Origin of the sequence: Arthrobacter sp. Bi26 (assembly GCF_918697925.1) — a bacterium.
In the GTDB taxonomy this organism is placed as follows: Bacteria; Actinomycetota; Actinomycetes; order Actinomycetales; family Micrococcaceae; genus Arthrobacter.
In genome coordinates, this window is the sequence record NZ_CAKKMF010000092.1 from 1 (window position 1) to 18,355 (window position 18,355).

Here is an 18,355-nt window from a genome sequence, read left to right on the forward strand (position 1 = left end):
GCCCACGGCAACGCCCGCCCTCCCCTACTCGGCATGTGCTTAGCTGCACCGCAGATCTACGACGGATCCTCATCTGAGGTGGACCAATGACTTCCGTCCTGGATACTCGGTCGGTTCCTCCGGCCGAGCGCCGGGACTACTGGTCGGCGGGGATCGCCGAACGCTTCTTCCCGATGCACGTCGAATCGGTCGGAGCGCCCACCTTCGACGCCCGCTTGGCCGGTGGCCAGGTCGGGCCGGTCGGGGTCCGGTCCATCCAGGGGCTTGCCCACCGGGTGGCACGCACGCAGCGGATGATCGCGACCGCCGATCCGGAGTGCATCTTGCTGTATCTGATGACCAGGGGCACGATCCATATCGAACAGGACGATCGCAGCTGCCTTCTTCGCCCCGGTGACATTGCGTGCCACGATACGTCGCGGCCTTCCACCTTTGAGGGCCGCAAGGGTTTCGAGGTGCTCGTATTCAGCATTCCCAAATGGTTCATCGGGGCGCAGGCCGAGGGCATCGCCCGGCGTTCCGCGACACGGGTGGATTCGGGCCAGGGACGGCTCGCTGGGCCGGGAACCCCGTTCCTCGTACAGCTAGCCCGAACCACAACGAGCGGCGGCGGGCTCTCAAGCCCTGACGGGGAAGGCGCTGCAGAGATGCTGCTGCCCTTGCTTCGCAGCATGTACGGCGCGCAGGAGATTTCCGATCCGCGTTCCCGGCCCGAGGTACTGCTTGCGCGGATGCAGCGGTTCGTGATGGACCACCTGCACGACCCGGAACTCGGGCCAGAGCGGATCGCTCGGGCCCACTACGTGTCCACGCGCTACGTCCACAAGCTCTTTTCGGCCTCCGGCACCGGAGTGTCGGCCTGGATCCGCGAACGCCGGTTCGAGGGTGCCGTGGGCGAGCTGCGGCGGTCCCCGGAATCGACGATCGCGACGGTCGCGACGAGGTGGGGATACCGCCATCCGGCAAGCTTCAGCAGAGCCTTCCGCGAGGTCCACGGCTGCGCCCCACGGGAAGCCAGGCATCTGCCGGAGCCTGTGGGGAAGACCCCGCCCGTTTGTTAGGGCGGGATCTTCCCCAGCACCCGCCCGTTGGGCGGGGCGGGGGGCTCCCCAAAGATGCGCGATCAGGCCTGGGGGAAGCCGGCCTCCCGCAGTCGGGTGCCCCAGATCCCTGACTTGCCCGGAGCGATGATTCCGTTCGGGTCGAGCGTGTCCTTGATCGTCTCGTTGAAGCGCCGCAGCGCGTGGTCGTTGAAGCCGAACTGGTCGGCCGCGAGATCCATGAAGGACAGGTGCGCCCGGTATTCGCCGTAGCCGCGCTTGCCGGCCTCGGCGACCATGCGCTTGGCCACGGCGTACGCTTTGGCGACCTGCTCCGGGTTTTTCGTGTCGAAGGGGATGACGTTGATAAACGTGGTTGCGCGCGCGTTGATGGGGAGCATGCCACCAAGGAAATCAAGGCCCGCTTCGGCGCACATCTCGGCCATCAGCTTCTGCGCGGCCATCGCGTGCTGGGACGTGAGCGGGATTACCGGCGAGAAATCGACGTGGCCTCCCTCCTCGCCGCCAGACCATCCTGCCATCTTGTAGAGATCCTGGCTCGGCACGCCGATCTGCACGCGCTCGTGCGGATTGGGCAGCGTCTCCCACGCATCGGCCCCGTGCTTCTCGCCCATGAGCTCTACGCTCGGGATCTGCAAGAAGCGCGTCTTGAGCTTCTCGAAGTTGTGATCGACCACCGCTTCGTCTCCGTAGAGCGCGAACCGCATCATCCAGCGTCCCAGTCCCAACTCCTTGGCGATTTTGTCGATGATTTCCTCGGGCATCGGCCCCTCGCCGTCGAACCACTCGGCGCGCGTGGTGAGCATCGATGCCATGCACAGCGTGTTCGACAGCTGCGGGCGCATGTCGATGGCGCCGGCGAGCATGAGTTCGCGCAGCGCATCGACCACGGCGGGCATCTGCGCGTCATCCCAGACGCGCAGCCAGAGCGGCATGTACACCTCGGGCTTCGGCATGAGCCAGTAGCCCATCTTCGTGACGATTCCGTAGTTCGACTGCATGAACATCTCGGTCGAGGTCGGCCCCAGGCCTCGCTTGTACAGCGGCCAGGTCGGGTTGTTGTCCATCGCGCCCGAGCCGGTTCGCATGAGGTCTCCGTTCGGGAGCACGACCTCGAACCCGCAGTGCGAGGCCTGGTCGATCGAGTACGGCATGTAGGTGAGCCCATGCTCGAGCGTGTTCGAGACGACGCCTCCCCAACCTATGTCGACGATGGACGCGACAAGGTTGTGCCCGCCGGCCTTGATCGCTTCGTGCAGGTCGTACCAGCTCACGCCGGGCTCAACAATCGCGTAGCCGAGCTCTTCGTTAATCTCCAGAACGCGGTTCATGCTCCGGAACGACACCATTACTGAGCCACGCACCTGAGGTGCGGCACCGCCGTAGCCGTTGTTCTTGCCGCGGCTAATGGGCCACAACGGGATGCGGTGCTCGTTGGCGATCCGAACGATCGCCTGGACGTCCTCGGTGCTCGTCGGGCTGACGACGGCGGAGGGGAGATTCGTGGCGGAGCCGGGAACCTGAAAGGGATCCTGGAAGTCCTGCAGGGACTCGGCATCGCTTGCGACATTGTCTTCGCCGATCGCGACGGCGAACGCGGCCAGTGCCTCTTCGAGGTCGGATTCGGTAACGCCGGGCGGGAGCGGGCGAGTCGACGTCATGGGGGTGTTGCTCATCTGGATCTCCTTTGATGCAGTGTGTCGTGTCTAACACGTGCCGTTCATCCTGTGCCATCTGGCACCGGAGTGGGGAGATTCCGGCCCCATGGTGCAGTTCGTGCACAGAAGTGTGCACAAACTGCACCATCACACCGCTCCGGCCTCTGGCCCCCTCCTCGCCGTGGTTGCATGGGGCCCAATACATATGACGAGTTGAACGGAGAAGGAACCATGGCCGGTGGTCGTCTGGAAGGAAAAGTCGTCCTGTTGACAGGAATCGGGGGCGGAATGGGCCGGGTGACCGCCCGGCTGTTCACACGTGAGGGTGCCACGGTCGTCGGTTGCGACCTCGATGCCGACGGAGCTGCAGAGACGGTCCGCCTGGTGGAGGCCGACGGAGGCGCGATCGAATCAAGCGCCCCCTTGGACCTGGGCAACCGGGAAAACATCGATCGCTGGGTCGCCGGCGCGATCGAACGCCACGGCCGCATCGACGTGCTCTACAACAACGCCAGCATGCCGAAATTCGCGCCGTTCGCCCAGATGAGCGGCGAGGAATACCGGTTCACCATCCAGAACGAGCTGGACCTGGTGTGGCATGCCTGCCAAAGCGCCTGGCCGCATCTGGCCGCCGTCGGCGGTGCAATCGTCAACATCGGTTCGGGCGCCGGAATCCAGGGTGCCCGAGCCCTGCCGCAGGCCGCCCATGCCGCCGCGAAAGGGGCCGTTATCGCCCTGACTCGGCAGCTCGCCGCCGAAGGTGTCGCCGTCGGGATTCGCGTCAATTGCGTGAGTCCTGGTGTCATGGCGACTCCGCCGGTACTCGCGATGTTCGAGGAATTTGGCGAGAACGCACCGGTCGCCCCGATCGTCGAGCGCACGATTGACGGCAAACCCGGGGACCCGATCGCCGTCGCGTATGCCGGCCTCTACCTCGCCTCCGAAGAAGCGAAATGGGTCACGGGAACCCACCTGGTTGTAGACGGCGGAGCCAGCGCGATGATGTAGGTCCGAGCGAGACCGGGCCTCAATCGGTGAAACCTGTATGGACCACCGAACAGGACCTCAGCGAGACGGGCAGTCGATCCCTTCATGTCAGTTCTGGGACGGTTTTCCGCTGGCTGATCCCTGCAGTCGCTGTAGGTTTTGTTCGTCGGCGTCTGCGACCCGCAAGCCACTGGCCGAAGCCGGGCCCAAAGCTGGCGGCAAAGCGGGGCCCTGCCGTTGCATCCGCCCACCGCTTCTGGTGAGCACCGCCGTCGCCACTCCTCCCAGCAGGAGCAGTCCGCCAGCCACTTCCGTGGCCGAGGGCACCTCCTGCAGGGCCAGCCACGCGGCGCTCATCCCCACGACCGGCACTAGCAGCGTGAACGGGACCACGGCCGACGGCGAGTATTTCGCGAGCAGCCGGTTCCAGATCCCGTAGCCCACCATCGAAGCGAAAACCGCGGTGTAGAGCGCGCTCAGGACAGTGGCGGGCTGGAGGTCTCCGATCGTTGCGGTGATGGCATCGGGACCATCGATGATCAGTGAAAGTCCGGCGAGCGGGAGCGGGACCACCGCACCCGACCAGACCACCAGCCCCAGCCCCGAGGCCGCCTTGGCTTTGCGTGCAACCACGTTGCCCACAGCCCAGGAAAGCGCCGCGGCCAGCACAATGAGGAACGGAAGTAGCGGGGCAACGGCACTGCGGCCCACCGCCACTACCGTCAGGCCGGCGACGCCAAGTACGACGCCGGCCAACTGACGCCCGCTGGGCCGCTCGCCAAGGAACACGGCGGCCAACAGAACCGTAAGCAGAACCTGCGCCTGGAGTACCAGTGAGGCCAGACCAGCCGGCATGCCCAGCGCCATGGCCAGGTACAGCAGCCCGAACTGGCCGGCGCTCATAAAGAGTCCGACGCCGATTATTGCTGCCCAGCTGACCTCAGGTTTGCGCACGAAGAAAATCCAGGGGAAGACCACCAGGACAAACCGCATGGCCACGAACAGCAACGGCGGAACGTCGCGTCCGTTGGTGTGGAGGCCCAAGTCGATGGCCACGAAGTTTAGGCCCCACAAGACAGCGACGAGGGTGGCAAGCAAGGAATGGCGAAGGTTCACGCTCCTCACCTTGACAGAGAGGAGAATGAAGCACCAGCATTGATTCATACCGAATAACATGTACGTTTGCTTCATGATAGACATCGGAGCGCTCCGTGCGCTGGCAGCGATTGAGCACCATGGTTCCGTCATTGCAGCATCAGGGGTGATGGGCTTCAGCCCGTCGGCGGTATCGCAGCAGATCAAGAAGCTGGAAAAGCAGACTGGTTTCTCGGTCCTGGAGCGGCATGGCCGAGGGGTGCTGCTGACTGAACGCGGACTTGCCTTGGCCGCTTATGGGCGCCGCATTCTCGCCGAACTGGAAGAACTCCAGTCCACGCTCCTGGCCGATCCCGCCAAACCGTATGGCCGCTTGAAGGTGGTGTCCTTCTCCACCGCGTGCCGGGGGCTGGTGGGGCCGATGCTGGGCATGCTCGCTTCCTCCGAAACTGATCTGGACGTCACCGTGCTGGCCGAGGACCCACGTGAAGCCGTGGCACGTGTAGCCGGCGGGGAAGCCGACCTCGGCATCGTCCACGACTGGAACTCCGTCCCGCTTGTGATTCCAGAGCACGTGAAGCTCGAGTGGCTTTGCGATGACATCGCGGATCTCCTGGTTCACCGCAACCACCCCCTGGCAGGAAGGGCGGAGGTGGAAGCTGCCGATATGGTTGATGAGCGCTGGATCAGCACCCCGCACGGCGCCATCTGCAACGAAGCCCTATTGCGGATTTTTGCCGATCTGGGTCGTGTCCCGGATATCCAGGTCTACGATCCGGACTTCGCAACCCACATCGCGCTGGTGGAGCAAGGGGCCGTGGTGGCGCTCGTGCCTCGTCTCGGCAGGCCCGCACTGCCCGCGGATGTGGTCACTGTACCGGTCCATCCCGTGCCGGCTCGTCGTGTGGGGATGGTGCACCGCAGGACCATGACCGAAAGCCCGGGCATTCAGCACCTTGCCGGCCTCCTGCGCAAGATTGCAGGCCCAGCTGCGAGCTAGAGGCGCCCCCGGCGCAAAGTAACAGGCGCCCTCTCCGCATCACCACCGGAGACTCTGACGGCCGAGTATCACTAAGCCCAGAAGCCCGTCTCCGGGCGTGCCCTGACGGTTTGTGCAGCCGACTACGGATCAAAATGCAGACCGTACAGGCAACTTTGAACACTCAGATGTTCAAAATCGCCTGCACAACCCCGTACTTCCGCATGAAGTGGTGCAGACGACTTCGAAAATTGACACTTCCGAGTAGTCTCACAAAAGGTCGTCGACAAGAGTCATGCACGGTTTGGTCCTGATTGGCGGCATGAGGTGCGACGTCGAAGCTCAAGAGGGTCTTTTTGGCCACTCGTTGATGGGCGGCCGAACGACGGTCAGTAGTCTAGTGCACTAGAAGTGCAGTATGATGCACTTATGGATGAAAGTACAACGAGCCTGGCGCTGGCAATCGGCGCCCGGGTTAAGCAGGAGAGGCAGTCGCGGGGCTGGACGCTTGATCAGCTGGCGGAGTCCGCAGGGGTAAGCCGCAGGATGGTCGTCAACGTGGAGCAGGGTGCCGCGAATCCCAGCGTGGGAACCCTGCTGAGGATCAGCGACGCGCTGGGTGTGGGGCTGCCGGCGTTGGTCGAGCCACCTCGCCCGAAGCCGGTGAAGGTCACGCGCAGTGGTGAGGGCGCTGCTTTGTGGAGCGGTGAGTCCGGCGGCCGCGGGGTGTTGGTGGCCGGCACCGAACCGCCGGACGTGGTTGAACTGTGGGACTGGACGCTGGGTCCCGGCGATCGCCATGTGAGCGAGGCCCACACATCGGGCACCAAGGAGCTTTTGCAGGTCCAGCAGGGCACGGTCACGGTGGAGGTCGCAAGTCAATCAGTCACCCTCGATGCAGGTGATGCGTTGACGTTCCCGGGCGACGTGGCACACTCTTACGCCAACCCGGGCACAGAGCCCGCGAGGTTCTCCCTGGCCGTCTTCGAGCCGGGCGTGGGGACAGGACACCGTCCGGAGGCGTCCGATGCCTGAGTCGGGCATGCTTCAGGAATTTCTCGACGGCGGCCAGGTTGACGCCGCCGTGTTCGCGCTGCGGCCCGACTACCGGGCGTTGCTGCTGGCCGTTGACGGACTCGTCCCGGGCCCGAGTGACCAGGCCGGTGAGGAGCTGCTCCGGACGGCGGAATCCGCAGCCCGGGAGCTGCTCAACGGCCGGCCGGTTGAGCAGCTCCCGCACGTGGCTGCGTGGCGCGAGGCTTACCAGGCCTTCGGTGCCAAACCCAGCCGCACGCGCAACAGCCTGGAAGCGCTCCTGCGCCGTGCGGTGTCCGGGTTGCCCCGGGTGAACCGTCTCACCGACCTCTATAACGCGGTCTCGGTGATTCACCAGATCCCGCTGGGCGGGGAGGATCTGACCCGCTACAGCGGTGCGCCACGGCTGGTCCGCGCCACCGGCAAGGAGCCCTTTGATACCGCCGCCGACGGCGCCGCGGTGATCGAACACCCGGAACCTGGCGAGGTGGTGTGGTGCGACGACGCCGGCGTGACCTGCCGGCGCTGGAACTGGCGCCAGGCACGCCGCACCCAACTCGGCGAGCACACCACCTCCGCGCTGTTCATCCTCGACGCGCTCGAACCCATGACCGATGCGGCGCTCCACGCCGCAGCCGAGGACCTCGCCGCCCGGCTGACCCGGCTCGGTCCCGACGTCAGGGTCGCCCGCCGCCTGATAACCGCCGGCCCGATAGTCAATGAAGGAGACTGACATGCTCATCCACTCCCGGACACGCGAGATCGGTGACCGGCAGGCCCGAAAGGGCCAGCCGTGAGCCAGCGCGCCCCCAACAATGTCCCCGTTCCGCCGTGGGGACTGGCCGTGGCCGCCATGCTCTCGGTCCAGCTGAGCTCGGCCCTGTCAGTGGATCTGATCGCGGCGGTGGGGCCGGCCGGAACCGCCTGGCTCAGACTCAGCGTGGGGGCACTCGTCTTCCTGGCCATCGCCCGACCCCCATTGCGCACGCTCCGCCGCCACGACGTCCCCGTGCTCCTGGGGCTGGGCGTCGCCACCGGACTGATGACCATCGCTTTCCTCGCCTCCATCGAACGTATCCCGCTCGGCACCGCCGTCGCGATCGAGTTCCTCGGTCCGCTGACCGTCGCCGCGGTGCGCAGCCACAGCGCACGGGCGCTTATCTGGCCAGCCCTGGCGCTGCTGGGCGTCGTCCTGCTGACCGAACCCTGGGCTGGTGAGATCAACCTCGCCGGTATCGGGTTGGCAGGGCTCGCGGCCGTCGGGTGGGCCGTCTACATTGTGCTCACCCAACGGATCGGCGACCGCTTCACGGGCATCGGCGCGCTTTCACTCACCGTTCCCGTCGCCGCTGCCACGGCAGCGGTCGTCGGCATCCCGCAGTCCGCCGGACATCTCAACCTCGGTGTCCTCTCCGTCGCTTTCGGACTGGCCGTCCTGATGCCGGTGCTGCCAATGGCGCTCGAGATGCTCGCCCTGCGCCGGATGACGCCCACCGCGTTCGGTACCCTGATGGCCCTCGAACCCGCCTTCGGGGTGCTCCTCGGGCTGCTCGTGCTGCACCAGCAGCCCTCGCTCACCCAATTCGGTGGCATCACGCTCGTCGTCCTTGCCGGCGCCGCCGCGCAACGCGGTGGCCGACGGCAACCGCGCTCCCGCGAACACGCCGCCGCCCGCACCGACCCCGGCCTCATCAGCCAAGGACCGAAGTAGACGACAGTCCTCCAAATAGGCGCGTCCGCCAGAACTGTCGCTGCGGGAGAATTCCCCTGCTTACAGGGCCCCGCAGCTCAGCCCGCCTAGGCACCGGCAGCTGCCTCAGATTTTTGCTTCCCTGTGATTCAAACAAAGGAGTTATACCCATGTTCACCGGCTTGAGCGCCTTCCCCCTGACCCCTCTGGCCAACGATGCTGTCGACGAGCACGCCTTCGTCCGCCTGATCGAACGGCTCGCCGAGGCGAAGGTCGACTCCATTACCGCACTCGGATCCACCGGCTCCTACGCCTACCTGAGCAGCGAGGAACGAAACCGCGTCGCCCGTCTCGCCGTCGAACACGCCGGCAAAACACCCGTGTTCATTGGTATCGGGGCCTTGCGGACCTCACACGTCCTGGCCAACGCTGAAAAGGCAGAACAGGCGGGGGCTTCCGGTCTCCTGCTGGCCCCCATGACCTATCAACCCCTCACCGACGATGACGTGTTCGAACTCTTCCGAACCGTCACCGCGAACTCGTCGCTGCCCGTCATCGTCTATGACAACCCAGGCACCACCCACTTCACGTTCACCACCGAACTCTACGGACGCATCGCGGAACTGCCCGGTATCGCCTCCATCAAAATCCCGGGCGTGCCAGTCGATCCGGAGCAGGCACAGGCGCGGGTTCAGGAAATCCGGGCGTCCGTCCCGGCGCACGTGACCATCGGAGTTTCCGGTGACGCAAAAGCCTCCGCCGGACTGGCCGCCGGGTGCGATGCCTGGTACTCCGTCATCGGCGGCACCTTGCCCGCCCTGGCGATGCGGATCACCCGGGCCGTCCTGGAAGGGCGGGCCTCAGACGCGACCGCTGAATCCGAACGGCTTGCACCGTTGTGGGAGTCGTTTGCTGAGTTTGGCGGGAGTATCCGGGTCGTTGCGGCAATAGCGGAACAGCTGGGACTGGCATCAACATCGTGCCTGCCTCTTCCCCTCCAGGGATTGACCGCGAAGCAGCGCGCCCATGTTGGCAGGATTGTCGATGAGCTCGGGCTTAACTCGTAGCGCCGGCCTCGGCGTTCCACGCAGGAAGGACCGCCGGGTCGGGGCGCTGGCCCGATACGTCTTCGCCGCGACCCTGGTTCGCAGCGCCGACGGCGGCGCAGTAGTCGCCATCGTGCTGCTAGCCCACGCCTGCGGGATGCCTGGCTGGCTGGCCGGGCTCCTGGGAGCATCAATCACCGCACCCCACCTGCTCGGCCCGTTCATCGCACGACGCCTCGATACAGCCCGCGACGGACGCAAAGTGATCGCATCCGCTGCCGTCCTCCACGGCGTGCTGCTCGGTGCTGCTGCACTGCTCCTGCCCGTCGCCTGGGCGATCTGGCCAGCCATGCTGCTCTTTGCCTCGGGCATCTTCGGGCCGATGCTCACCGGCGGGATCAGCAGCCGCCTGCCCTCCATCGCCGGCCCCGGGCAGCGCAGCCAACGCAGAGCACAAAGCTGGGACGTCGCAAGCTACGGACTCAGCGGCACCCTCGGCCCCGCAGCGGTCGCGTGGATCGCGGCAGCATCTGACGCACTCACCGCGACACTGGTTCTGGCCGGAGCCGCCGTCGTTGGTGCGGGAGCCGTCCTCGCACTCCCCAGGCAAGAGCCACCCAACAAGGCCGTTGACGTGCCGTCCCCCGGTCGAACACTGAGCCTCATCTGGGCACGTGGTCCGCTTCGCCGCACCCTCGGACTCACCGTGACCGTCGCATTCTCTGTCGCCGCGCTACCGATCTACGCCGTTGCGACAGCTCCCGCGTACGGCGGGGCCTCAGCCGCCGGAACACTGGTCGCAGCCTACGGGATAGGAAATCTCCTCGGATCAGCAGGGCTCATGCTCCGACCGCTTCGCCGCGACGCAGACCCTCTCATGAGCTCCCTCGCCGCACTCGTCGCGGCAACGCTGATACTGGTGATGCTCACTCCGACACTCCCCACCTCCCTCATTGCCTTCGGCCTGGCAGGGATCGCCAACGCGATGTTCTTCGCGGCAACACTCGCCGCGCGCAGCGAATACGCCCCCATCGAAGCTCGCGGCCAAGTCTTCATCTGGGTAGGCGCACTCAAGATCGCTGCAGGATCAGCCGGAACAGCCGTCGCGGGTGCAACCATCACACAAACGGTCTGGGCACCGCTTCTGCTGGCGACCGCCCTCACAGCAGCAACTGCCACGTCCAGCATCATCGAGCGCTCCCGTCCACGCTTGTCCAAGCACTAGCCCGCCTGCAGTCAACAGCACCCTCGCCCGGGCCGGCAGCACGCCGCGGCGAGTGCACCAGAGGCACGCCAAAACAACGCCAAATAGCTCTGCGATTCACACGGTTATTTTGTGGATCGCAGCGCTATTTGGCAGTAAATTCGCAGGCCTTAGTTGCCGATGGGTAGGGCTTCTCTGGCTGTGTCGACGATCTCGGGAGTGAGCGAATCGAGGTGCTCGTGCGTTTGGATCACCCCACTCGGCGCATCGCCTGCAGTTCGATCTCGACGCGCGCCCTGAGCGGGAGCCCGGCGACGGCGACCGTCGTGCGCGCGGGGTACTGGCCGTCGAAGTACCTCGCGTACACGGCGTTCATCGCTGCGAAGTCGTCCATGTCGACGAGGAAGACGCTGACTTTGACGACATCGCGCCAGCTGCTGCCGGCCGCCTCGAGGACGAGGCCAAGGTTGTCGAAGACGCGTGCGGTCTGCTCCTCGATGCCACCGCCGACCAGCTGCCCGGTCGCCGGGTCGATGGGCGTCTGCCCCGAAAGGAACAGCAGACCATTCGGTATACCGCACGCTTGGGAGTAGGGGCCCACGGGCGCCGGGGCGCTCTCGGCCATCACATAGGTCAGCTCCATCGCTGAGGTCCTCTCCGTCGGACGACGCGCGCTGCCGGAGCGTACCGGCCGGCGACCGGGTACCACGGCAGTCCGCTCGCTGATGTTCAGTCTACTGCCGGCACGGCTGCGGTGAGCTCTCAGCCGTCCGGCACCTGCTCGGGACTTCTTGCGGCAGGTCCCGTTCCACAGTTACTCCGTAGGGAACATCAGCGCTGAGGTTCACTGTGTAATTGTCAGGTCCGTGGCGGGTGACGAGAATGCCCTGCCATCCTTCACTCACCGAGTGGTCACGGGCCATCTCGACAGCCGTGTTGATACTGTCTTCGATTTCCGTCGGGGATAGGCCTGTGATGTGGAAGTAGCGGTCGGCCTCGATCGTGATAATCATTGGACTCCTGCTTTGCTCTTAATATCGCCTTTGATTTGATGCTCATGATGTGGGCACGCACGTAGCGAATCGGCTCTTTGGGACGAAGAAATGGCTTTCAGCGATGGCAGACTCGCCCGATCGGATTTCTCTTGACCGGAGGTTTGCCCCCGAACTTGCACTGCATCCCGGGTTGCGGTTCCGCAGCCCGGGATGCAGTGGGTTGTCACTCGGAACGGTACGGACTTTGGAGAGCGCCCATCGTGATACGGGAACGGTGGCAAATGAAACTGACAAGGTCCCGCTTCTTGAGATCGCGTACGCCACACACAGGGACGGGCCTGGAGGCTGGCGCCTGGCCCGTCCTTATGGCTCCTCGGGGTTTTAGATTTCGGTGGGCTGCGCTTGGGTGGCAGTCTGCTTGGTTGACTGTGTGTCGTCAGTGTTTGGTTGCTGAACCTCCTTGGTGGGTTCGCCCGGCTGGCTCTCACGGTCGTGGAGGTCCATCTCTGGTGGTTCCTTGCGGAATCCTTTGGTGAGGAAGACGAGGTAGAGAACGCCCAGACCGATCCAGCAGCAGCCGATGGTGATGGCGATGGGACTGAGCTGGGTTAGAAGGTAGATGTCGACGGCGGCGCCCAGTATTGGTAGGACGATGAAGCCAATGATCGAAAGCTTTTTGCCTTGCCGGCGGTTTCGGATGAAGTAGGCGATGACGCAGAGGTTGACGGCTGTGAATGCCAGGAAGGCCCCGAAGTTGATGAAGGAGGTTGCGGTTTCCAAGGAGATGTTCAGTGCCAGCATGGCCACGGCACCGACGAGGACCAGGTTGAAGATGGGCGTTTTGGTTCGGGGGTGGAGGCGGCCGAAGAGCCGGCGGGGTAGGACTCCGTCGCGGCCCATGACGTAGAGGAGGCGGCTGGTGCTGGCCTGGATGGCGAGCCCGGACGCAAACCCACCGATGATGAAGAGCATGTTGGTGATGTTGGCGTAGAACTGCCCGCCGACGAGGACCTGCATGGAGTATGCTGCTGTCGCTGCTTCCTCGAAGTCTCCGCCGGGGTGAACGAGCTGCATGATGTAGGAGACCACGACGAAGATTATTCCGCCGACGAGGACGGTCAGGAGGATCGCGCGGGGAATGTTGCGCTGGGCGTTTTTGGTTTCTTCGCTGAGTGTGCTGACGGCGTCGAATCCCAGGAAGGCGTAGGCAGCGATAGCGGCTGCGGCAGCGACGCCGCCGACCGTCGTGGCATTGTTCCAGAAGGGGTCTGTGAACGACGCGGGCGGGTTTCCCCCGAGGTAGGCCAGGCAGTAGGCGATGAAGATCCCGATGAGGGTAACAACCAGAAGGGTCAGCGTTTTATTGACACGGTCAGTGAGCACGATTCCCGTGACGTTGATGATCGTTGTTAGTCCAGCGTTCAGAGCGAGCCAGGCCCAGACGGGGATGCCGGGAAACTGCGCTGCAAGGTAGAACGATTGGAACAGCCAGGCCACGGTGGGAAGGAAGAGGTAGTCGAGGAGGATCGCCCACCCGACGAGGAAACCGACACGGGAATCGAGGAGCCGTCGTGCATACACGTAGGCCGATCCCGAGTTCGGAAAGATCTTTGCCATTTTCGCGTAGCTGAGGGCAGTCAGCAGCATCGCGGCCGTGGCGAGGGCGAATGCTGTCGGGGCTGTTCCGTCGCTGGTGGAGGAGATGATACCGAAGATCGTCATTACGATTCCCGGAGCCATATAGGCCAAGCCGAACACGACCACCGACAGCAGGGATAGCTTGGGGGTAAGTTTAATGTTCTCAGCGGACATGGGGAGTTCCTTAGGCTGGGGCAGTGCTGAGGTTGGTCAGGGGTGACGGGGCGTTGGTCTGCCGCCACAGGCGGGGATCAAGCTGGCCCGCGTAGAGCGGCAATGGAATGCTGTCGTCGTTTTCAGCGAACTGGTCCCAGGGGCGGGTGACGCCCGCTGTGCCATATTGGCGTACGTTCCCTACTTGGTCCAGGTCGATGACATCAACCAATGTCGCGTCTTCGGGTCCGGTTGCCGAAATTCGCACGCGGCCTTCAGGATCAACCAGGAAACTCCGTCCAACCCCGTGTGGGCCCGCCGCGTTCACACTCGCAACGAAGTTCTGGTTCACGATTGCGTTGGCCTGGCCGATAACAACTTCCTGCACACGATCGTTGGTCGGGGTCTGGACAACATTGAGGACGAGCTCTGCCCCCATCCAGGCCAGGTGCCTGCTGTGTTCGGGGAACCATGCGTCGTAGCAAATCGACAAACCGACGCGGCCGTAGCCGGTCATGTCGAAGACCACGAAGTCCTTACCGGAACAAACAGTCTCATAGGGCTTCCAGGGAAAGATCTTTCGGTACGCGGCTACTGCTTTTCCTTGTGGAGAGTAGACGACGGCGGTGTTGTAGATATGCCCGTCCGTACCACGTTCAAGCACGCTGCCAGGCAAAAGCCAGATCCCAAGGTCTCCAGCAAGCTCGGCAAGGGTACGGCCGCGCGGGCCATCAAGAGGTTCGGCCGAGGCTTCCATGTAGGCCTGCCGGTCCACAAACCCGGCAGAATCTACCGTGTTCAAGTGAAGCTCCGGGTAAACGAAAAGGTCGGCGACGGCATGCGCTTTGACCCTTCGCTCGAGACCGGCAGCAAAATCAGTCAAGGACTCAGCGGGTGATTGCACAAGAGCCAGAGGGAGAAGTCGAGTCATGACGGTAGCATTCCTAGCGTGGGAGATTTCATTAACTAAAGATTAATTAAAGAATAATTAACGGACCTGGGTGTGTCAAGGGTCACTTCGAGGCCCGTGTGAAAGCATGGTGAGCATGGCAAGACCACGGAATCAGACAGCCCGCCGGGATCAACTCGTAGCAGCAGCAGGACGAGTCCTGCTGGACAGAGGGTCATCAGCGGCCCGCCTTTCCGACATTGCCAACGAAGCGGGCGTCACCCCGGCTGCGGTGCTGTACTACTACCGGGACGTCGACGAGCTCTTCAGCGAGGTCTTCCATCAAGGAGTTACGGAGTACTGTGACCGCCGGGAGGCCCGCATCCAAGCCGAAAGCGACCCTGAAGCGCAACTGAGGGCCTGCATCCACTCGGGCGTACCTTGGCCCGGGGAAAGCGAAACCGCTTCCCGGATCCTCGTGGAACTCATCCCAGTTTATCTGCGCAACAAAGCAGCCGCTCGGCAGCAAATGGCGTTCGTGGAGCGTCAAACGAACCTTTACAAAGGGATCCTGGAACGAGGCGCGCAGGAGGATGCCTTCACCCTCTCAGCGCCAGCCGGATTCTTGGCCCGGAGCTTCGTAGCCCTCGAGGACGGCCTCGTTATGGATGTACTCCTCGGCGACCTGACGCCGGAAGACGAGTACGAATTCCTGATCAGCTACGCGACGAACATGGTAAAAGCCAAGACCGGCAACAACTTGCATCTCAGCTGACTCCCCGAGCAACAGCGGACACAGGCAAGTTGACGGGCGCCACTCATCGGGCGCCCGCCCCGGTGCGTCGGCATGCTCCGGCGATGCAGTCCTCAGGGTCGTTGACCCCAAAGGATGCCGCGGCATCCGGACCGACGTGGGCCCAGATCCGCGAATCGCCGGGGATCACAAAAAAAGCGCCCACGACTTCTACCGCCGGAAGATCGAAGAACAGGAGAAGTACCTGCCGAGCTTCACGACGCGGCAGCCGCGCGTGCGGTCCTGAAAGAAGTCAAGGAAGACTCGCCAGGCTCTCGCACCCAGCCTCCTGCGCGCGAAGAGTGCCTGGTTCGACCACTCCCCCAGGTTCACGAAAGGTCCAGTATCGGCGTTATATAGGCAGTGGAAGTAGCTTCGAGAGCTCCTGTCGATGGCCACTGCCCCCGGAGCCGCGCCCCGCGAATCTCGTGAGCTATCACTCAGAGTTCGAGAGGCCCCTCAACCACAGGGCCGGGAGTTGAGGATTGCATCCCTTTTTATATTCGAGCGGCGGGGTACAGCTGCGAGGTGAAACGTGAAAGGTTCTGCAGGCACTCCCTTATCGCAGGCGCGGCGAAATGCAGCGGATTCCAGACGCCGAAGAGAGTGAACACGAGGTCCTTTCCCCGATGAGTGATGGGCATGGCGTGCACCCCGAAATTCGGATCATCCGAGAGCACGCAGATGCCTTTGCCGGCGGCTGCCAAGGCTTGGCCGACCACGGCCGAGCGTACTTCAAATCCGGTCGTGTAGGTGAGGCGCTCAGTGCTAACAGCATCATCGAACATTGTGCGGACACCAAAATCAGCGGTCATGGTTATGAGAGGCCATTGGACGAGTTCCTGGAGGCTGATTTTCTCCCTCCCGGCAAGAGGGTGTTCGGCGTTGCACTGGGCCCAAAGGAACGCCCTGCCAACCACAACCGATTCGAGCTCGGATGGTGGGGGCTTTGTTCCCAGAGCAAAGTCAGCCTTACCGTCCTGCAACGCCGAGTAGACAAACTCAGGGGTCGCCTCGACAACATTGGTCAGGACTCCATCGGGCCCCTGCGAAACAATGAAAGGGGCGATGATGTCGGCAACGGTGGCAGAGGCTGCCGCTATCGTAAGCCGTTGCACCGAACCTCCGGCCATCGCCCGCGCGGATGATTTGGCCTGGGCGGCGCGGGTGACCAGGTCCTTGGCGATGGGCAGAAACGCAGTGCCCGCCGCGGTCAGCGACAATTTTGCTCCTGACCTATCGAAGAGGGTGAGTCCCAGGTCCTGCTCCAAGGAGCGAAGCTGCCGGGATAACGATGGTTGGGCCACCCGCAAAGAGCGTGAAGCAGCATTGATTGATCCTTCATCAACGATGCTCAGGAAATACGTCAAGTGCCTCAAATCCACTATGCCTCCAAGGTATGAGTTTTACTCATCATAGGCATTTCCCAGGCATAGGTACACCTAGTTAGACTCGTCACACATCCCACCCTTCTTCAAGGAGTCTCTGTTGGCACTCTCATTTCCACACCCGGCTCGGACCGTGCTTGTCACGGCCACAGCCGCCGTCGTTGCCCTTAGCGCGGCGGGATGCAGTCCTGCCGCACCCAAAGCTTCTTCCGGCCCCGACGTTTTCTCTGTGGCCGCATCTGCAGCCATCACTACGTGGGATCCGGTTCGTTCGTTTTCCACCGAAGCCCTCTACATGGGCAACATATACGAACCCCTGCTTTGGAAGAACCCTGCAGGTTCCGCAGAAGCGTATTCCCCGGCAATAGCCGAGTCCTGGAGCGCCAGTGCCGACGGAAAATCCTGGACATTCAAGATCCGCTCCGGAGCCACCTTCCACGACGGCGAGCCGATCAATGCCGCGGCGGTCAAAGCCAGCATCGACGCTGCCAGGGACCATGCAGCCGCATCCTTCATCTGGGCACCGGTGGAGAGCGTTACCGCCCCGGACGACTCCACTGTCACGCTGCAGCTGAAGTACGCTGCGCCGATGGACCTCGTCGCCTCCTCGACCTACGGCGCCTGGATCGTTGCCCCGAAGGCCCTGGCCGCATCCGCCAAGAATGACAAGTACTTCGAGGCCGGAATCGACGCGGGCTCCGGCCCCTACACCATCGACTCCTACAAGCCCGGCTCTAAGGTCGTGCTGAAGAAGTACGACGGCTACTGGAACAAAAAGGCTACATCGCACTTCGACTTTGTCGACATCTCTATCACCCCGGATGCAGTCACGGCCCAGCAGATGCTGACCGCAGGTGAGGTGGACTACGCGACCAACATTCCCTTGGAAAACGTCAAGACCCTGGCCATCGATCCGAAGTTCACGGTGAAAGACTTCAACTCACCGTTCAACTTCCTGGCCATGTTTAACACCAGCCGCGCACCACTCAACGACCCGGAGGTCCGCCGCGCGCTCAGCTACGCGATTCCGTACAAAGAGATCATTGACATCGGAGGGCAGGGCTACGGCACGCAGTCCCACGGCCCTGCTCCCAGCGGCATCTTCCCCTACAGCCAGGACGTCCCGCAGTACTCCCAGGACTTGGAAAAGGCCAAGCAACTATTGGCCTCAGCTGGTCATGCCGACGGCATGAACCTCAAACTCACCTACGCCTCCGAGAATCCCGCGGAAGCACGGTTTGTACCACTGATCAAGGACGCCTTCGCCAAAATCGGTGTGAAGCTGGACGTGAAAGCCGAACTTTTCAACCAGCAATGGGACAGCGCAAAGGCTGATCCTCAGAGCGCCCAGGACATCTTTGTACTTAACTACTGGCCGACTTACAGCGACGCCGGCAGCGACAATCTCACGACGCTGTTCCATTCCAGCGAAAAGCCATCCTTCAACCTGAGCTATTGGAATTCCCCGGAGTACGACAAATTGGTTGACAAGGCGGCAACCTTGACGGGAACGGACAGGGACGCAGCCCAGGGCCTTTATAAGGAAGCCATGGACCTCCTCTATAGGGAAGCACCTGCCGCATTCCTCTACGATGCCCGCACAGTCTCAGTCGTTCCGGCCGGGTTGGAAGTTCCCCCCTTCAACGAAAATTACCCGTTCACGGCCTTCTTCGCCCCCATCAAACGCGCCGCCTAAACGATACGACGCAGTCAGGGCCCGGGCTGCACCAACAAAGCCCGGGCC

Annotated in this window: 17 protein-coding genes; 10 read left to right on the plus strand and 7 right to left on the minus strand. The window is 63.3% G+C overall.

The window, feature by feature from the left end:
- Positions 1 to 86: 86 nt before the first annotated feature.
- The gene (locus LQV16_RS19290) at positions 87 to 1,061 is read left to right on the plus strand and encodes a helix-turn-helix domain-containing protein (protein ID WP_229995494.1); all 975 of its coding nucleotides are present in this window, start codon (positions 87 to 89) and stop codon (positions 1,059 to 1,061) included.
- A gap of 62 nt (positions 1,062 to 1,123) precedes the next feature.
- On the opposite strand, the gene LQV16_RS19295 is transcribed toward LQV16_RS19290, so the two are convergent.
- Positions 1,124 to 2,737, minus strand: coding sequence for an FAD-binding oxidoreductase (locus LQV16_RS19295; protein ID WP_229995495.1), 1,614 nt, complete (start codon positions 2,735 to 2,737; stop codon positions 1,124 to 1,126).
- Positions 2,738 to 2,950: 213 nt separating this feature from the next.
- Here LQV16_RS19295 and LQV16_RS19300 point away from each other — a divergent pair, with 213 nt between their 5' ends.
- A complete protein-coding gene (locus LQV16_RS19300; RefSeq protein ID WP_229995496.1) occupies positions 2,951 to 3,727 on the plus strand; it encodes an SDR family oxidoreductase in 777 nt (258 codons plus the stop codon).
- Positions 3,728 to 3,814: 87 nt separating this feature from the next.
- Here LQV16_RS19300 and LQV16_RS19305 read toward each other — a convergent pair whose 3' ends face one another.
- Positions 3,815 to 4,822, minus strand: coding sequence for an EamA family transporter (locus LQV16_RS19305; RefSeq protein ID WP_229995497.1), 1,008 nt, complete (start codon positions 4,820 to 4,822; stop codon positions 3,815 to 3,817).
- A 73-nt stretch (positions 4,823 to 4,895) separates the two neighbouring features.
- Between LQV16_RS19305 and LQV16_RS19310 the strand changes: the two genes are divergently transcribed.
- From LQV16_RS19310 to LQV16_RS19335, 6 genes are all read left to right on the plus strand, one after another.
- Positions 4,896 to 5,801, plus strand: coding sequence for a LysR family transcriptional regulator (locus LQV16_RS19310; protein ID WP_229995498.1), 906 nt, complete (start codon positions 4,896 to 4,898; stop codon positions 5,799 to 5,801).
- Between the two features lie 408 nt (positions 5,802 to 6,209).
- Positions 6,210 to 6,815: an XRE family transcriptional regulator gene (locus LQV16_RS19315; RefSeq protein ID WP_229995499.1), complete on the plus strand. Its 606-nt coding sequence runs from the start codon at positions 6,210 to 6,212 to the stop codon at positions 6,813 to 6,815.
- Positions 6,808 to 7,548: a phenylalanine--tRNA ligase beta subunit-related protein gene (locus tag LQV16_RS19320; RefSeq protein WP_229995500.1), complete on the plus strand. Its 741-nt coding sequence runs from the start codon at positions 6,808 to 6,810 to the stop codon at positions 7,546 to 7,548. The genes LQV16_RS19315 and LQV16_RS19320 overlap by 8 nt, the downstream gene beginning before the upstream one ends.
- A 120-nt stretch (positions 7,549 to 7,668) precedes the next feature.
- Positions 7,669 to 8,526, plus strand: coding sequence for an EamA family transporter (locus LQV16_RS19325; RefSeq protein ID WP_229995510.1), 858 nt, complete (start codon positions 7,669 to 7,671; stop codon positions 8,524 to 8,526).
- A 149-nt stretch (positions 8,527 to 8,675) separates the two neighbouring features.
- On the plus strand, positions 8,676 to 9,572 hold the full coding sequence (locus tag LQV16_RS19330; protein ID WP_229995501.1) for a dihydrodipicolinate synthase family protein: 897 nt from the start codon (positions 8,676 to 8,678) through the stop codon (positions 9,570 to 9,572).
- Positions 9,550 to 10,776 carry an MFS transporter gene (locus tag LQV16_RS19335; protein ID WP_229995502.1) on the plus strand — a complete coding sequence of 409 codons (1,227 nt, stop codon included), beginning with the start codon at positions 9,550 to 9,552 and terminating at the stop codon, positions 10,774 to 10,776. The genes LQV16_RS19330 and LQV16_RS19335 overlap by 23 nt, the downstream gene beginning before the upstream one ends.
- Positions 10,777 to 11,005: 229 nt before the next feature.
- Here the strand turns inward: LQV16_RS19335 and LQV16_RS19340 are convergent, their stop codons facing one another.
- The 4 genes from LQV16_RS19340 to LQV16_RS19355 all read right to left on the minus strand — a co-directional run bounded on the left by LQV16_RS19340 (position 11,006) and on the right by LQV16_RS19355 (position 14,424).
- On the minus strand, positions 11,006 to 11,398 hold the full coding sequence (locus LQV16_RS19340) for a RidA family protein (RefSeq protein ID WP_229995503.1): 393 nt from the start codon (positions 11,396 to 11,398) through the stop codon (positions 11,006 to 11,008).
- Between the two features lie 91 nt (positions 11,399 to 11,489).
- A complete protein-coding gene (locus tag LQV16_RS19345) occupies positions 11,490 to 11,768 on the minus strand; it encodes a hypothetical protein (RefSeq protein ID WP_229995504.1) in 279 nt (92 codons plus the stop codon).
- A gap of 363 nt (positions 11,769 to 12,131) precedes the next feature.
- Positions 12,132 to 13,562 (minus strand): APC family permease, encoded by a 1,431-nt coding sequence (locus LQV16_RS19350; protein WP_229995505.1) that lies wholly within the window; start codon positions 13,560 to 13,562, stop codon positions 12,132 to 12,134.
- A gap of 10 nt (positions 13,563 to 13,572) precedes the next feature.
- Complete coding sequence (locus LQV16_RS19355; RefSeq protein WP_229995506.1) at positions 13,573 to 14,424, minus strand: carbon-nitrogen hydrolase family protein; 852 nt, start codon at positions 14,422 to 14,424, stop codon at positions 13,573 to 13,575.
- Between the two features lie 163 nt (positions 14,425 to 14,587).
- Here LQV16_RS19355 and LQV16_RS19360 point away from each other — a divergent pair, with 163 nt between their 5' ends.
- The gene (locus LQV16_RS19360) at positions 14,588 to 15,205 is read left to right on the plus strand and encodes a TetR/AcrR family transcriptional regulator (protein ID WP_229995507.1); all 618 of its coding nucleotides are present in this window, start codon (positions 14,588 to 14,590) and stop codon (positions 15,203 to 15,205) included.
- 515 nt (positions 15,206 to 15,720) lie between these two features.
- On the opposite strand, the gene LQV16_RS19365 is transcribed toward LQV16_RS19360, so the two are convergent.
- Positions 15,721 to 16,593 (minus strand): LysR family transcriptional regulator, encoded by an 873-nt coding sequence (locus LQV16_RS19365; protein ID WP_229995508.1) that lies wholly within the window; start codon positions 16,591 to 16,593, stop codon positions 15,721 to 15,723.
- 118 nt (positions 16,594 to 16,711) lie between these two features.
- Here LQV16_RS19365 and LQV16_RS19370 point away from each other — a divergent pair, with 118 nt between their 5' ends.
- Entirely contained in the window at positions 16,712 to 18,307 is a 1,596-nt protein-coding gene (locus LQV16_RS19370; RefSeq protein ID WP_229995509.1) for an ABC transporter substrate-binding protein, read from the plus strand.
- Positions 18,308 to 18,355 lie beyond the last annotated feature (48 nt).

Coding starts and splice junctions, on each gene's coding strand:
- LQV16_RS19290 (WP_229995494.1), top strand. CDS start 87: ATGACTTCCGTCCTGGATACTCGGTCGGTTCCTCCGGCCGAGCGCCGG.
- LQV16_RS19295 (WP_229995495.1), bottom strand. CDS start 2,737: ATGAGCAACACCCCCATGACGTCGACTCGCCCGCTCCCGCCCGGCGTT.
- LQV16_RS19300 (WP_229995496.1), top strand. CDS start 2,951: ATGGCCGGTGGTCGTCTGGAAGGAAAAGTCGTCCTGTTGACAGGAATC.
- LQV16_RS19310 (WP_229995498.1), top strand. CDS start 4,896: ATGATAGACATCGGAGCGCTCCGTGCGCTGGCAGCGATTGAGCACCAT.
- LQV16_RS19315 (WP_229995499.1), top strand. CDS start 6,210: ATGGATGAAAGTACAACGAGCCTGGCGCTGGCAATCGGCGCCCGGGTT.
- LQV16_RS19320 (WP_229995500.1), top strand. CDS start 6,808: ATGCCTGAGTCGGGCATGCTTCAGGAATTTCTCGACGGCGGCCAGGTT.
- LQV16_RS19325 (WP_229995510.1), top strand. CDS start 7,669: ATGCTCTCGGTCCAGCTGAGCTCGGCCCTGTCAGTGGATCTGATCGCG.
- LQV16_RS19330 (WP_229995501.1), top strand. CDS start 8,676: ATGTTCACCGGCTTGAGCGCCTTCCCCCTGACCCCTCTGGCCAACGAT.
- LQV16_RS19335 (WP_229995502.1), top strand. CDS start 9,550: ATGAGCTCGGGCTTAACTCGTAGCGCCGGCCTCGGCGTTCCACGCAGG.
- LQV16_RS19340 (WP_229995503.1), bottom strand. CDS start 11,398: ATGGAGCTGACCTATGTGATGGCCGAGAGCGCCCCGGCGCCCGTGGGC.
- LQV16_RS19345 (WP_229995504.1), bottom strand. CDS start 11,768: ATGATTATCACGATCGAGGCCGACCGCTACTTCCACATCACAGGCCTA.
- LQV16_RS19350 (WP_229995505.1), bottom strand. CDS start 13,562: ATGTCCGCTGAGAACATTAAACTTACCCCCAAGCTATCCCTGCTGTCG.
- LQV16_RS19360 (WP_229995507.1), top strand. CDS start 14,588: ATGGCAAGACCACGGAATCAGACAGCCCGCCGGGATCAACTCGTAGCA.